This window comes from Salirhabdus euzebyi (assembly GCF_014207435.1).
In the GTDB taxonomy this organism is placed as follows: domain Bacteria; phylum Bacillota; class Bacilli; order Bacillales; family Alkalibacillaceae; genus Salirhabdus; species Salirhabdus euzebyi.
Map to the genome: position 1 here is coordinate 111,807 of NZ_JACHGH010000001.1, position 13,888 is coordinate 125,694.

General features: G+C 34.3%; 16 protein-coding genes. 14 read left to right on the plus strand and 2 right to left on the minus strand.

What is annotated here, in order from left to right:
- Nucleotides 1–8: 8 nt before the first annotated feature.
- The 4 genes from HNQ94_RS00560 to HNQ94_RS00575 all read left to right on the plus strand — a co-directional run bounded on the left by HNQ94_RS00560 (nucleotide 9) and on the right by HNQ94_RS00575 (nucleotide 2,989).
- A complete protein-coding gene (locus HNQ94_RS00560) occupies nucleotides 9–641 on the plus strand; it encodes a class I SAM-dependent methyltransferase (protein ID WP_174496300.1) in 633 nt (210 codons plus the stop codon).
- Between the two features lie 30 nt (nucleotides 642–671).
- Entirely contained in the window at nucleotides 672–1,358 is a 687-nt protein-coding gene (locus HNQ94_RS00565) for a hypothetical protein (protein ID WP_174496301.1), read from the plus strand.
- A gap of 148 nt (nucleotides 1,359–1,506) precedes the next feature.
- The gene (locus HNQ94_RS00570; RefSeq protein ID WP_174496302.1) at nucleotides 1,507–2,058 is read left to right on the plus strand and encodes a helix-turn-helix domain-containing protein; all 552 of its coding nucleotides are present in this window, start codon (nucleotides 1,507–1,509) and stop codon (nucleotides 2,056–2,058) included.
- Nucleotides 2,045–2,989: an alpha/beta hydrolase family protein gene (locus tag HNQ94_RS00575; RefSeq protein ID WP_174496303.1), complete on the plus strand. Its 945-nt coding sequence runs from the start codon at nucleotides 2,045–2,047 to the stop codon at nucleotides 2,987–2,989. The genes HNQ94_RS00570 and HNQ94_RS00575 overlap by 14 nt, the downstream gene beginning before the upstream one ends.
- A 193-nt stretch (nucleotides 2,990–3,182) precedes the next feature.
- Here HNQ94_RS00575 and HNQ94_RS00580 read toward each other — a convergent pair whose 3' ends face one another.
- The gene (locus HNQ94_RS00580) at nucleotides 3,183–4,937 is read right to left on the minus strand and encodes an ABC transporter substrate-binding protein (protein WP_174496304.1); all 1,755 of its coding nucleotides are present in this window, start codon (nucleotides 4,935–4,937) and stop codon (nucleotides 3,183–3,185) included.
- Nucleotides 4,938–5,040: 103 nt separating this feature from the next.
- On the opposite strand from HNQ94_RS00580, the gene HNQ94_RS00585 reads away from it, so the two are divergent.
- Complete coding sequence (locus tag HNQ94_RS00585; RefSeq protein WP_174496305.1) at nucleotides 5,041–6,270, plus strand: MFS transporter; 1,230 nt, start codon at nucleotides 5,041–5,043, stop codon at nucleotides 6,268–6,270.
- A 345-nt stretch (nucleotides 6,271–6,615) separates the two neighbouring features.
- Here the strand turns inward: HNQ94_RS00585 and HNQ94_RS00590 are convergent, their stop codons facing one another.
- Nucleotides 6,616–8,127 (minus strand): BCCT family transporter, encoded by a 1,512-nt coding sequence (locus HNQ94_RS00590; RefSeq protein ID WP_282960571.1) that lies wholly within the window; start codon nucleotides 8,125–8,127, stop codon nucleotides 6,616–6,618.
- Nucleotides 8,128–8,570: 443 nt separating this feature from the next.
- Between HNQ94_RS00590 and HNQ94_RS00595 the strand changes: the two genes are divergently transcribed.
- The 9 genes from HNQ94_RS00595 (at nucleotide 8,571) to HNQ94_RS00635 (ending at nucleotide 13,647) form a co-directional block, all read left to right on the plus strand.
- Nucleotides 8,571–8,906, plus strand: coding sequence for a GNAT family N-acetyltransferase (locus HNQ94_RS00595; RefSeq protein WP_174496306.1), 336 nt, complete (start codon nucleotides 8,571–8,573; stop codon nucleotides 8,904–8,906).
- Between the two features lie 304 nt (nucleotides 8,907–9,210).
- The gene (locus HNQ94_RS00600; RefSeq protein WP_174496307.1) at nucleotides 9,211–9,648 is read left to right on the plus strand and encodes a hypothetical protein; all 438 of its coding nucleotides are present in this window, start codon (nucleotides 9,211–9,213) and stop codon (nucleotides 9,646–9,648) included.
- 372 nt (nucleotides 9,649–10,020) lie between these two features.
- Nucleotides 10,021–10,269 (plus strand): hypothetical protein, encoded by a 249-nt coding sequence (locus HNQ94_RS00605; protein ID WP_174496308.1) that lies wholly within the window; start codon nucleotides 10,021–10,023, stop codon nucleotides 10,267–10,269.
- A gap of 119 nt (nucleotides 10,270–10,388) precedes the next feature.
- The gene (locus tag HNQ94_RS00610; protein WP_174496309.1) at nucleotides 10,389–10,604 is read left to right on the plus strand and encodes a hypothetical protein; all 216 of its coding nucleotides are present in this window, start codon (nucleotides 10,389–10,391) and stop codon (nucleotides 10,602–10,604) included.
- 134 nt (nucleotides 10,605–10,738) lie between these two features.
- The gene (locus tag HNQ94_RS00615; protein WP_174496310.1) at nucleotides 10,739–11,182 is read left to right on the plus strand and encodes a hypothetical protein; all 444 of its coding nucleotides are present in this window, start codon (nucleotides 10,739–10,741) and stop codon (nucleotides 11,180–11,182) included.
- A gap of 95 nt (nucleotides 11,183–11,277) precedes the next feature.
- A complete protein-coding gene (locus HNQ94_RS00620; RefSeq protein ID WP_174496311.1) occupies nucleotides 11,278–11,454 on the plus strand; it encodes a hypothetical protein in 177 nt (58 codons plus the stop codon).
- A 127-nt stretch (nucleotides 11,455–11,581) separates the two neighbouring features.
- Nucleotides 11,582–11,791, plus strand: a complete 210-nt coding sequence (locus tag HNQ94_RS00625) for a hypothetical protein (protein WP_174496312.1) — start codon at nucleotides 11,582–11,584, stop codon at nucleotides 11,789–11,791.
- A 334-nt stretch (nucleotides 11,792–12,125) separates the two neighbouring features.
- On the plus strand, nucleotides 12,126–12,653 hold the full coding sequence (locus HNQ94_RS00630) for an RNA polymerase sigma factor (RefSeq protein WP_174496313.1): 528 nt from the start codon (nucleotides 12,126–12,128) through the stop codon (nucleotides 12,651–12,653).
- Nucleotides 12,640–13,647, plus strand: a complete 1,008-nt coding sequence (locus HNQ94_RS00635; RefSeq protein ID WP_174496314.1) for a hypothetical protein — start codon at nucleotides 12,640–12,642, stop codon at nucleotides 13,645–13,647. Before HNQ94_RS00630 ends, HNQ94_RS00635 begins: the two co-directional genes overlap by 14 nt.
- Nucleotides 13,648–13,888: the final 241 nt, after the last annotated feature.

Below are 13,888 nucleotides of genomic sequence, written 5' to 3' on the forward strand. Positions count from 1 at the left end.
GAGTTAAGGTGGAACTAAAAGAAAGAGTAAACAAAAACAATCAATATTACGATGCCTTCTATGAAAATGTGAAAAGCAGGACCGAGTCTCGCGATTATTCTTACTTGTTTCAACGTTTTACCCATAATCTAGCTGTTGACGGAGTTATTCTAGATATCGGGTGTGGTACAGGCGAGCACATGAAGTACTTTGACTCCGTAGGTTACCAAACACTTGGGATTGAGCCAAGTGAAAAAAGTAGGCAGTATTGTATAGAACAAGGACTACATGTAATCGATGGAACGTTTGAAACATTAAAAGACAGCCTTGCTGCTAATCAATATAAAATTAATGGAATATGGTGTGCGGCTTCTCTTTTACATGTACCAGTGAATGAATTTGAGGATACTATTCAAACAATGCATAGTATTTTAGAGGAAAATGGGAAACTATTTTTCACCCTCCGGTTAGGTGAAGGAAGCAAGTGGGATAAATACGATAATGAAAATGCTGATGCGGAACGGTTTATCCAGCTTTATGAGGAAAGGTTCCTAGAGGATGTTTTAGCTAAGGTTGGATTTAGAACGTCTTTGAAAATTATAGAAGATTCCTATTGGGGAAGACCTACCAAGTGGATTTCGATGATTCTTGAGAAAAAATAAGTATTTATAGTTCAAGAAAAGAGGAAAAAAATGAATCGTACAACGGATGTTTTCTATCGACTCGGCTATTGGGGTGCCGTTCTCTTTACAATTACGGGAATATTATATGGCGTAAGTATGGGAGTACTGTTAAGTAAGTACCCAATTCCAAAGTATATTGATCTTGAACAGTATCTAATGGAAGTAGATAATAAGTTTATCGATTTATATTCCTTCTCTCAAGGGTTTGCTTTTGTTTCTACCTTGTTATTTGTGTTCTTTTTATGTACTGTTCATCTATGTGTCCAACAAACGAAGAAGTTTATAAGTTTATTAAGTATTTGTTTTGGATCAGCCTTTATGATACTAGCTTGTATAAATTATTTTGTGCAGTTCAGTATCGTAAGACAAAGTATACACCTTGGAGTAACTCAAAACTTGGAGAACTTGGTTCAATTTAATCCTAATTCTTTAATGAATGCGATCAATATGCTGGCATGGACACTATTTTTAGGTCTAACGTGTCTTTTACTAGGGTTCCTTTTTAAAGGGGTAGGAATAAAGTTATACACTAACCTATCATTCTTTGTTACTAGCTTGTTCTGTTTGATAGGGTTTTTCGGTTTCGTTTTTAATGAACAATTCTTACTGCTTATCTTTCAATTAGGTATGACTGCAGGACTTACTGTTTCGGCCATATTTGTAGCAATCGTCTTTTACAAAAGAATCCCTATTTAATTTTCATATACATTTTCATGAAGTCGAGATTCCTGAGTTTAATGGGATTTCGACTTTTTTATTGTTAAAAATCAAAAATCAGATTGTCTTTTATTATCAATAATGATAATATTACATTAATTAATAATGAAAGAGAGTCGGTGACAAGTTGAAAAAAATAGAAACCATCCTTCATCCCGTTCGTTTTCGAATCATTCAAAGATTTCTTGATGGTCAGGTCAAAACGGCTAAAGAGTTAGCGAAGGAGGTAAAAGATATCCCCCAAGCAACGCTTTACCGTCAGTTAGACGCACTTGTGAAGGCAGAGGTTTTAGTCATAACGGAAGAAAACCAAATTCGTGGGACAGTGGAAAAAGTCTATGCATTAAACAATTCTTCCGCAACCATGACAAAGGAAGATGTAAAGGACCTCACGAAAGAGGAACATCTCCAATACTTTTTATTTTTTACAGCTCAATTAGCCAAAGATTTTGATGCTTACTTGAGTCAAGATGATATTGATTTTGAAAGAGACGGTGTTGGATACAGACAGGTGGGACTTCATCTAACGGATGATGAGTTTATGGACTTTGTGAAGGATATGGGGAAAGTGGTTGAAAAGTATATACACAATCAACCTAATCCTAATCGAACGAAGAGAATTGTGTCTACTGTTGTTATACCGGAAAATAAGGGAGGAATAGAGAATGATGAAAAGTAAAGAAGTGACAATACCATCTGCATTTCCATTGGGTGGTACATTAACCATTCCTAGCGATGAGAGAAGTTCATATCCAGCAGTACTCATTATCATGGGTTCAGGAAAAGGCGATCGAGATGGAAATCTGAAAAAAATGACGTTTAACATTTATAGAGATTTAGCGGAGTTTCTTTCTTCAAAAGGGTTTATTACGCTTCGATATGATAAAAGGGGAACACACAAAAGTGAAGGAAACTTTCTTGCGACTGGATTGACTGATCTAATCGATGATGCTGTTGCTGGAGTGAATTTTTTAAAGAATCATTCTCAGGTAGATAAGGAGAAAGTACTCATTTTAGGTCATAGTGAGGGTGCCTTAATTGCGCCAGCTGTTCATGAGAAATCTCCTGTTTCCGGCCTGATTTTACTTGCAGGTGCAGCAGATGCTTCCAAAGATATGTTACCTAAACAAAACGAATTGGCCTTTGCTGAAATAAAGGCGACCAAAGGTTTTAAAGGTTGGTTATTCAGAAAGTTAAACGTTGTAGAAAAGTCCAAGAAGCAAAATAAAGCTATTTTTAAGAAGGTAACAGAATCAGATAAGGATGTTTTTAGAATAAAAGGTGTACGAGTGAATGCGAAATGGTTGAGAGAAACGTTAGCATATGATGTCCGTGATTATTTGAAAGAGGTAACTGTTCCTGTGTTAGCTATTACAGGGGAAAAAGATGTGCAAGTGCCACCAGAGGATGTGAAACGGATCGCCGAGTTGGTGAACGGGGAAGCAGAGTGGCATATCATACCTAATATGAACCATTTGTTTAGAAAATATGAGGGTCAGCATACGATGTTAGGTTTGCTGAAAGAGTATAAGACACTAGTTAATAAGGAAATGGATAAGGATATGTTAGAAAAGATGGATTCCTGGTTACGAAAATATTACTTGCTATAAATAAAATGCATTATGAAGATGTTGGATTCAAAAATATGTAAAGCTACTATCCAAAACAAGAAGTAAGAGGAGCCGTCTCCACTTACTTCTTGTTTTATTTTTGAGGACACTATAATTTTTTTTGCTTGTGGAAAAATGAAAATATCAAGTATAGCTACGTCCATTTCCAGCACTTAGCTATTTTGTACATAGGTCAAGATGACTTTAATGGATCAACCCACATATTTTTAAAATCAACCCATCCACTAGAATTTAATTCTATTCCGTCAATAAATTCGTTGTAAGAAATTACATTCTCAACATGATACGTAAATAATATAAATAAGTTTTCTCTTAAATAACCTTCTATCATTTGTAATATTTGTTTTCTTTTTTCCTTGTTCCTAGTAAGATGAAATGCTTCTAGAAAATGATCTATAATCCCTTTTTGTTCATCGTTTAAGCAGGGGCGTAAAAATCCAAACTCTGCTTTGAAATAGGAATAAAGGCTGTATTCCTCATCACTAAAGATAACAGAAAATAATATCATATCTGCTGTTTTCATTAAATGCTGATCATGTATAGCATGAATCGGTATAGTATGAAACATCAGGTTTAGTCCTATTTTTTTACTTTGTTTTTGTATCCAGTTAGCTAGTTCATGTGCCTCTACCATATCAAAATAATATACGTGGAGTTGTTCCCCCTTATAACCACTTTCTTGTAGTAGGATCTTGGCTTTATCCAAAGGCGACTGATTAAATTGATAGCTTTGACTATTCGTATAAAGAAAACTATTAGAAGGTAAAGTTTGGACCGTTTCCATATCATTGACGAGCTGCTTCCTATCTAGTAATAATCTTAAAGCTTCACGGAAACGAATGTGGTGGTGGTATCCACTTTTACGAAAATTAAAACCAACGTATCGACTGCCATATTGAATGTTATGAGCTTTCTTAGGCTTGACCGTTTTAGTAGAAAGCTGGTAGTCTACTAAATCTTTAGAAAAAGGCAAAATCCTCAGTTCAATCTTATCAAGTAAGGCTTTTTCTTTAAAGTAATCAGCAAAAGCCTCTAATTTTACAACGTCCTCTTTTAATTCTTTCACAAAGAAGGGGCCAGTGCCAATTAGATTGTTAGATGAAAAACCTTCAGGAACAATTGCACAGTAGAGAGAGCTTATATGATGAAGAAAATAATAACTCGGTTTTCTAAGGTGAAATGTAACAATCCAGTCGTTATAAACCTCTAATTCTACGATGTCTTCTAATAAAGAGTGTGCAAAAGACTTTAGTGAGGGGTCCATTACCCTCTGAAAGGTATATTTTATATCTTTTGTTGTAAGGATTTGTCCATCATGAAAGTGTACGTGTTTTCGTAAATAAAAAGTCCAACTTGCACCATTATTAGACTCTTTCCAGGTAAAGGCTAGATTCGGTTCAAAAACATCTTTCCTATGGTTATAGATTATTAGTGTATCGAAAATTTGACGTGTTAAATGTCCCTCTGTTTTGTGATTAACCGTAGCTGGATCCAAAGCTTGTAACTTGGTTGTAATGGGTATCTTGATTATACTTTGTGCATTTTCTTGATCATCTTCCATCTTTAATCCGAATTCCAGACGGACAATTTCAAGCATTTTTTCTTTCGTTTTCCATGAAAGGGAGGTGTTTTGAATGAAATCGAGAGTATACGTATAGCGATCCTCTTTTATTAAAGAGTGAATATAACTTTTCGCTACTTCTTCAAGAGGTAGCAAAAATCGTAAAGTAGAAAGCCTTCCTCTTCCTCTACCCGGATTCCAAACAATATATTTTTCTGTATGTAGCTTATTTAAAATAAGGTTTAGATTTCGATTGGTGCACTTGTATAGAGGTAGTAAGTCCTTTTTGCTAATTGGTAGGTCTATGTTTGTTTGAACTGTATGGTAATGGTCCCTTAATAAAATAAAGTGTTCAATGACCTTCATGCCTCACACTCCCCTAAAAGGTGAAAAGTTTTTATGTATTTTACACTTTTTATAGATATACTTCCACTTTTATACTTGAGAAAAGGCGGAGAGGGGCTTCTTGATGTTAAGTTTATTTTTAGATAAAACGTATATGAGGTATTGGTTAGCGGTTGTTATTTCGCATATAGGAGACGGAATTACAAGAACGGTTATTATTTTCTTAATTGCCAAACTAACAAGCGACCCCCTTATGATTAGTATTGCCTTATTTGCTCAGCTTGCTCCAACTGCTATTTTAGCTTTATTCACAGGAGCTTTAGCAGATCGTTTTTCTAGAAGAATGTTAATGATTTATGCTGATCTATTTCGTTTTATCGTTGTTTTATTGATGGTTTTTGTACAAGATAGTATTGTATTTCTTTTATTTCTAGTCGTGTTAATTGGAATTGGAACTGCCGTGTTTGAGCCTGCAAGAATTGCATCGGTTCCAACAATAGTAGGTGGGGATAGAATTCCCCAAGCTATTGCTTTATTTCAAGGAACTTTGTCAGCTGTTTATTTTATCGCACCCTCATTAGCAGGGATTCTTATCGCAATGAACAATATTTCCATAACCTTTATATTAGACGCCATCACTTATTTGTGTTCTGCAATTCTCTTTTATAGTTTATTTATTTTAAAAGAGGAGAAAAATGAAGGGCGGACGCAATCAAATTATTTACAGTCTGTTAAAGAGGGAGTCGTCCAATTTTTTTCCCAGCCGGTTTTAAAAAGGCTACTTTTATTTTTAGTGCCTGTTATGATTGTGCTTGGTATTTTTGTCTCTGGTTACAAAACATTATTGCTTGAACATTTTCAAGTGAGAGCATTACACTTTGGATTATTAGAAGGTGTTTTTGGAGGAGGCGCAATTGTAGGGGCGTTATTTGGGCCGAAAATTATGAAAAGGTTATCACCTATGAGAATGGTTCTTGTGGCATCCATTGTTTTGGGCGTGCTAATGGTGGGCGTTCTCCTTTTAGACATAATTGCAGTTTCTTTTATATTAGTGCCGCTTTACATATGGTGTACATTTGTAGGGATTATGTATGCATTGATTAATTTTCCTTTGGCCAATTTGTTTTTAACTTTAGCACCAAAGCATTTACTAGGTAGGGGGCTGAGCATTTTTCAAGCAACCATTACAACGTGTACGGTAATCGGAACGCTTTTAGGTGGATGGATGGGATCCAAACTTGGTATTCCCTCTAGTTTAATTATAGGCGGGATATTTATTATTTTTGTCTGTCTTATTATTACCGTAAAAAGTGTATACCGAATTAGTAAAGCAAGTGTCAAAAGCGTAACATAAATCGTTTTAGCTAATAATGAAAATAATGAAGGTGTATAGTGATAAGATAAACATGTCTTTTGGTAAGTTAGCTGTTCGTCTTTATAGAAAAATTCACGCAGCTGCTTAACCTTTCTGCATACATTATGCTTTGGTGAGACATATTCAGAAAGGACGAGTGACACGGTTAAAAAATGATAAATCAAAGGAATGAAAGATGAAACCACCTCTCAAGATATACATACATGAGGTGGTTTCATATTTTTTAAACCTAAAGGATTTATGGGACCCACATTCTCTGACTCGGGAACAATTTATCCTTGCTTAATATGATTTTCCATTAAAAAGAGATTAGCATTAAGGCCCTCAAATTTTCTTTTTTCGATCTTTCCTATTAACTTTTGCCACTTCATAATTTGCCGCTTTATAAAACGAGCCTCCCATCAGCAACATAATAACGGAAAACGGTAGAGCTGCAATGATGAGCATATTTTGCAGTCCTTGCGTTCCTCCAAAATAGACAATGATCGCTGCCATTGCTGACATAGTAAGTCCCCAAGTGATTTTAACGGAATTCGCAGGGTTAATGGACCCTGATGTACTTAACATACCAAGGACAAATGTAGCAGAATCCGCTGACGTGATGAAAAAGATGGCGATAACGACAATGGTTATGAGTGACATTATGGTGCCTAAAGGATAATGCTGAAGTACACCAAATGTTGTAGTTTCAATGGAATAGGTGGAAATCGAATCTAGAGCATTTTGCTCAATATTTAATGCAGATACACCAAATACGGCAAAAAAGATAAAGCACACAATGGCGGGTACAAATAAAACGCCCATCATAAACTCTTTAACTGTACGTCCTTTTGAAATTCTTGCGATAAATATTCCGACAAATGGTGCCCAAGAAATCCACCATGCCCAGTAGAAAATGGTCCAATTATTAATCCATGTTTGGCGTACTTCATTTAATGGAGATAAGCGAAAACTCATATCAAAGAAATTTGCGATGTATGCCCCAAATGTTGTGACAAGCATATTTAAAATATATAGTGTTGGACCTACAATAAATAGTAGAAGCAAAAGGAAAATGGCAAGTCCCATGTTGGCATTACTTAAGTATTTAATTCCCTTTCCGATTCCTGACCATGCGGAAAGAATGAATAAAACAGTGGCCACAACGATGATTAATAATTGCATGCTAAAGTTGTTTGGTGTGCCAAAAAGATACGCTAGTCCCCCGTTTATTTGCGAGGAACCAAATCCTAGGGTGGAGGCTACACCAACTATTGTCGCGAAAATAGCTAGGGTATCGACTAAAGTTCCAGGAATACCTTTCATACTTTTTTCACCGAAAATGGGTACGAGTGTTGCGCTAATTAATCCAGGATAACCCTTTCGAAATTTAAAGTAAGCTAAAACTAGTGCTACGACTGCGTACACTGCCCAAGCGTGGATCCCCCAATGGAAAAAAGAATATTGGAGTGATTCTCTAATCGCTTCATTAGATCCCACTTCTGACTCTGGTGGACTAATAAATGCATGGGAGATTGGCTCCGCTGTCGTCCAAAAAACTAGTCCAATACCCATTCCTGCACTAAATAACATCGCAAACCAAGTTGCTAACTTAAAATCAGGTTTATCCTCGTCTTTACCTAATTTAATTTTGCCGAAACGGGAAAAAATCAAATAAATACAGAAAATTAATAACAGCATAACGATTAATAAATAGTACCAGCCGAATGCTTCCGTTATCACACCTGTTACTTCAGCTGTTACGTTTTGTAAATGCTTTGGAGCAAAGCCTCCCCAAACGACAATCACTACACAAATAGCGAGTGCGTACCAAAAAACTGAACTTACATTCTTCACGATTTCACCTCATGTATCATATTTCTTATAGTCCTTAACATTCCTCACAATGTGGATATTTATTAGGTGAATCGGGAGTTAGGCTAAAGTCCTAACTAATGCGTTTTTATATTTTCAATCAAATTAGATTTTTGATAAATGCAAAAGTTGTCAACGTACATTGCTATGTTTAATTGGTATGCTATTTCCTATGCTTACTTTTATAGACCGAGTAGGTACTTGTATTTTTATGTGCTTGCCTTTTATGATATAAATGATTAAATTAATCTACTAATTATAAATAAAAGATTGTCATATAGAATGGGGAGATTAAAATGATTAAGTTAAGTAAAGTTGATGAACTAGAATTTAACAGGTACTTAGAATTTATGATTCCTGATTAAGCTAAAAAAATCACTGAAAATTTCAATTTAACTGAGGAGCAAGCCATAGAAGAATCTGAAATGATGATAAATGATATGTTCAAGGATGGATTAGCTACTAAGGGACAATATCTGCACAATATTATACTTGCCAATTCAAATGTACAAGTGGGAATCCTTTGGTACAGCATAATGCCAGAAATTAATACAGCATACTTGAACCATATCCTAATAGACGAACATCATAGAGGAAAAGGGTTTGGTACTACTACTCTTGAAATGCTTCAGGATATGCTTCAAGATTGTGGTGTCAAATCAATTGGATTAAGTGTTTTTGGGAAAAATGATGGTGCTTATCGCTTATACAAGAAACTTGGATATTTAGAAACGAGAATATCAATGGAGAAAATCTTATAAGTCTTCATCTTTTTCCAGTAACGGGAGCGAAAGTTACAATGAATACAGTTGGGATTTGACTAGGCTGAAATTTGAAATTGAAATCACTACCTAATGGAGGCTCTTGACTTATTCAAATAAACCCTAATAAAAGTTAATTCTTTTTCAGTTAATGGGGGCAAGTGCCGAACAAAGGATCGTCAGTGAGACGGTCTTTTTCTTTTGGCTTTTTACAAGGATAACTGGAATTATATGTTAAAATTAAACGTGAGAACTTAGTAATATGGAAGTAATGCAAGTTTGTGGAAGAAAAGAGGAGAAGGATTTGAGAAAGTTATTAATTAGTATCGCAATCGCACCTATACTTTTCATTGTATTTTTAATATATAACCACAAACAAATCCCGACAAAAGATGATGTATTTAAGATCACAGAAAATTGGTCCCCAGTAACAGAGAAAGTCTATATAGTGAGAAAAGTAGATGGGGAATGGATATCTATTTTTAGAAATACTCATACCATTTTTTTTGCTCGATTAGAACAAAACGTATTGGGATTTTGGGAAATGAAAGATGAGGTAGGAACAGAAAGTCCATTGGTTTCAACTCATTATCCACCTAAGCAAGATGAAGAACTTACTTGGGGTGCGTCAGGTAGAGGGGTGGAAGATTCAGCATACTACTTTGGTCAAATTATCAACCCCAATATAAAAGAAATAAAAGTGGAAACACAGAAAAACAGCTTGGAAGATCTTATTATTTAATTTAGGAGAAGCGCGTTTTTTCTATGTAAGATCAGAGGGAGAGGTAATTTTGCCTGTAAACATTAGAGGATATTCTGAAATTGGAAAATTAATATATTGGTAAAGCCCCTTTAGTTTAATAAGCTCTGAAACTTTTTTAATAAATTGCATTTCAACAAATAAAATGAGGTGAAAATATGCTTAAAAGGTTTTGGTTCGCTTTGAGTTATTTTAATTCTTTTCATAGCAGTAGGATGTTCCAGCGAAACTAGAGAATATCCTCCAGAAGCAGCAATACACATCAATGGAGAAATAATAGATGCCAAGAGAGGTACTTTCGATTGGGAAAAGAATGGGTCATTCTATTACGCAGATGGTTTTGCACCTTATCAAATGCCAGAAGCATTCAATCTAGACACTACAATCATTGAACCTAATTCAGTTGCTGATGTGAAATTTAGTGATAGTTCAAATCCATATATTAGTGGTTATTTATGGGAAAATGAAAAAAGAGGTAAGAAATTAGTCTCTAAAAAACAAAATTTAACGTTACCCTCTGAAAATGGTAAACACATTATAGAAATTGAGGCTGAATGGGAAAATGGTAATTCTTCGTATGTCTTTATTGTAGAAGTACGTTAACAAAATGCGCTATTGAACAAACGGGGGCAAATATTCAATAAGGAGATGTGTGGCAACTCCTTATTGTGTTAAAGAACATTATGGTTCAACAAGAAGTTTTAAAAAAAGGGGGTAACATAATGATAAGGTTTTTATCATTGGTTATTTTAGCTTTATCTACTCAAATTATTGGAATTATTATGTGGGGAGAATACGTCTGGTTATATAAGTTTGCAAGTGGTGGTGTAGGAGGAACTCCGTTAGAACATATTCAACCTATTTTATGGGTGATTATTGTTATTGAGGTTATTACATTTGCCTTATTAACGGTATTTCTAAAAAAGAAAGAAGACTAATTCACTTATTCCATTAACGGGGGCTAGAGTGTAACAAGAGATCATCTAATGATGGTCTTTTATTTTTCTAAAGCATAATTGGGATATTATGTTAAAATTTTATGCATAAGGATCTTGTAATAACGAGCAGAAGAGTGGAAGAAGAATGTAACAAATTCAATTATGTGAGGGAGTGGTTTCATATTTTAAAAAAGATATTTTTTGGAGTCATTATTATAGTTGGGGTCAGTTACTTAATTACCATATTAGGTAAATGTTATTTTGAACTTCAGGGGCTTTACCAAAGAGGAGAATTAGAGTTTGCACCTTCATTAAAGGTTTCATTAGTTGGATTTGCTATTGGAGTATTGTTTGAATTTAATGGCTTATGGAAAGTTATTAATGGTTTTATAAAAATTAACTGGTTGATAGTGCCTGGAATAATATTGCTGATAATAGCTTTTCTACCTTCGTATTACACTATGCAATTTCCTATTATAGAAACAAGGGATATTCGCTTCCTAAGTTATACTGAAATTCACGTTGCTATCGATATATTGGCAGGAATTTTGCTTGTGCGTTCTCTTGCTAAAAACTAAATCTTCAAGTAACGGGTGCGAATATTGAACAAGCATTCGGATTTTTAAGGGTTCGATTGACAGAATATTGGGCGAAATCGAAGGGGGAACAGTCTTTGGGGATATTTCTATTTTGGGGTGCAATTCTTAGTGCATTCTTATTATTTATAGTATCAGGAAAGCTAATTAAAGAACTAATTAACAAAAATTACGATATTGCACATCTATACATAGCTGGAGGAATACTGTCGGGATTTATTATGTACGTAATACTTGTCTTATGTGGAAGATAATTTTTCACTATTGGGGGCTAATGTTGAGTAAGGAATTATCGATATGGTAGCTCCTATTGTGCTATATAAGTAGGAATGTGAGATTAAAAAATTGACAAAGTATGTCTTTGGGGAGGAGGAAGATGAAATGTTCAAATCGTTCTTGTGGTTTCTAATAATTTTTATTCCTACTATTTTAATTCATATATGGATAGAGCCTAAGATTAACCCTTATGAAGGTGAAGATTCTATGTTTAATTTTTTATTTGATTTCGGAATTTTCTTGATGATATCCTCTATAATTGCTGTTTTTATTTATTTAACTATTATAAGAAACAAAAAGCAAAAAACGGAATAAAGTTATTGCACAAACAGGTGACTTTAACACAACAAGAGGAACGCCAATTTTAAGGTGGCGTTCCTCTTCCTTTTAGAAAATACAGGTAAAATATGGAGTTTTATGATAGGGTCATATTAGGGAAGTGCCTTTCTTCGTCTTAAGTAAAAAAGCTGCTAATAAAGTAAGCAAGTAGATCACCTGGAAGGTGATCTTTTTGTATTTCAGAAAATTTAGTAATAAAGTTTTATTTTAAGTGAAACTTTATGGTAATCATTCCGTCTTTAGGATAAGTCAGGAAGAAATAACAAGCACTTAAAATTAAATTATTCAACCGAAAAGCGAGGTGTATGCTTTGGAAGATGAAATTAAAAAACAGAAAATACAATCGTGGTACCAAGATCATAGCAATGGCATTTATCGATATATATTCATGATGATAGGGGACCATGAACAAGCGAAAGATTTAACACAGGATACATTTTTAAAGGCATATAATCATTTGGATTACTTCCAAGAAAAGTCAAGCGATAAGAATTGGTTATATCGTATTGCAAGAAATGTCACTATTGATTTTATGCGTAAAAGAAAACCTATTCGATATATGTTAGATTCGTTCAGTGCTGTTCCATCACGAGACCTTTCCCCAGAAAAAATATTGGAGTTGGGAGAGAAAGAAAAGCAGTTGTACCGTGCTTTAGGTCAATTAAAAAGATCCTATCGAGAAGTCATTATCTTGAGGAAAATCAAAGAACTGTCTATACGAGAAACTGCTGAAGTGTTGGAGTGGAAAGAAAGCAAAGTGAAAACTACCCTTTTAAGGGCTTTGAATGCATTAAGAACGAAGTTGTTAGAGGAGGGATATAAACATGAAACAATATGATGAACGAACGGAATTTGATCAAACATTTCAATCTTTTGAATCTATTCAGTTTGACGAAAGGGATAAAAAGGAGGTGTACACAAATATCATGAACAAGATAGAAAATAAGCCAAGTAAAAACAGATTTTCCAAATGGTCCAAACACATCCTCACAACTGCTGTTGTAGCTATTTTCTTCATTGTCGGTGGATATCTATTAACTGACAAATTCATCATGGATCAAGCAAACCCTACTCCACTGGATGAGAATAAAAAAACCATTCAAACATATTTGGAAAAGGAGTTCACAGGACCCAATGAAGAGTTAAGTAATATTCTTGATAACGGTATAATATCACCTGAATTTAATGCATATCGAGAAGAGACCTATGGCGATTTAGTAGCAAATTTCAAAAATATGGTTAACTTAAACCATATATTAGTATTTTTAATAGATGCACACATGAATGGGTATCAATTAAATCCCAAAACTATTGACATACAAGAAATAGAGGATACTCAAAATAACGTCTATAATTACAAAGTCGAAGTTGAATACAGCAAAGGAAATCAAGTCAATACGGCTACTGTTACTGGAATAATCAATCTTGATGAAAATGGCAAGATTTCGATGATTCGAAAAATGGATGGTCGTGAATTGTTAGAGAAGATAAACCAAAGTATTCATACCACTTTAAAAGAGGTAGAAACAGCGATAACTGAACAAGGATTAGAATTAGAAGAACCAGATTTACCAAGTGGAAATGCTTTTATCCAAGAATTAAACGATGTGTCACCAAAAGCATACTTCATAGATGAAAGGACACTGTCTATTTACGAATTTCCAACAGTTCAGGCACGCGAAAAAGGAATGGAAGATTTTGAAGAAAAAACTGCAACAATGAGGTTAGTACCCCATGAAACTTACACGAATAAAAACATATTGGTGTTCTATGTAGAGGGAAATGAAGAAACGAATAATAAAATAAAAACAGCAATAACTGAATTGGAATAAAACGAAAAAAGGAATGCAGGATGTAATTACTTTACTTGAAGTAACGGGTGCTTATCTGGAACAAGAGGATCGTCACGTAGACGGTCTTTTTATTTTTTGTGGTTTTAAAAGGACAGCTGGAATTATATGTTAAAATATTTATATAAACGTACATATTGTACTAACGAGAAGGTTAGTTAAAGAAGAAAAAGGTAATTCGAATATTGAAAAGGAATAGATATTAGATAAATTTTTCTTGCGG

What these genes read in the sequence shown, in the direction of transcription:
- HNQ94_RS00595 (WP_174496306.1), top strand. Translation starts at nt 8,571, where the DNA reads ATGATGATAAATGATATGTTCAAGGATGGATTAGCTACTAAGGGACAA.
- HNQ94_RS00635 (WP_174496314.1), top strand. Translation starts at nt 12,640, where the DNA reads ATGAAACAATATGATGAACGAACGGAATTTGATCAAACATTTCAATCT.
- HNQ94_RS00585 (WP_174496305.1), top strand. Translation starts at nt 5,041, where the DNA reads ATGTTAAGTTTATTTTTAGATAAAACGTATATGAGGTATTGGTTAGCG.
- HNQ94_RS00605 (WP_174496308.1), top strand. Translation starts at nt 10,021, where the DNA reads ATGCCAGAAGCATTCAATCTAGACACTACAATCATTGAACCTAATTCA.
- HNQ94_RS00625 (WP_174496312.1), top strand. Translation starts at nt 11,582, where the DNA reads ATGTTCAAATCGTTCTTGTGGTTTCTAATAATTTTTATTCCTACTATT.
- HNQ94_RS00565 (WP_174496301.1), top strand. Translation starts at nt 672, where the DNA reads ATGAATCGTACAACGGATGTTTTCTATCGACTCGGCTATTGGGGTGCC.
- HNQ94_RS00575 (WP_174496303.1), top strand. Translation starts at nt 2,045, where the DNA reads ATGATGAAAAGTAAAGAAGTGACAATACCATCTGCATTTCCATTGGGT.
- HNQ94_RS00610 (WP_174496309.1), top strand. Translation starts at nt 10,389, where the DNA reads ATGATAAGGTTTTTATCATTGGTTATTTTAGCTTTATCTACTCAAATT.
- HNQ94_RS00580 (WP_174496304.1), bottom strand. Translation starts at nt 4,937, where the DNA reads ATGAAGGTCATTGAACACTTTATTTTATTAAGGGACCATTACCATACA.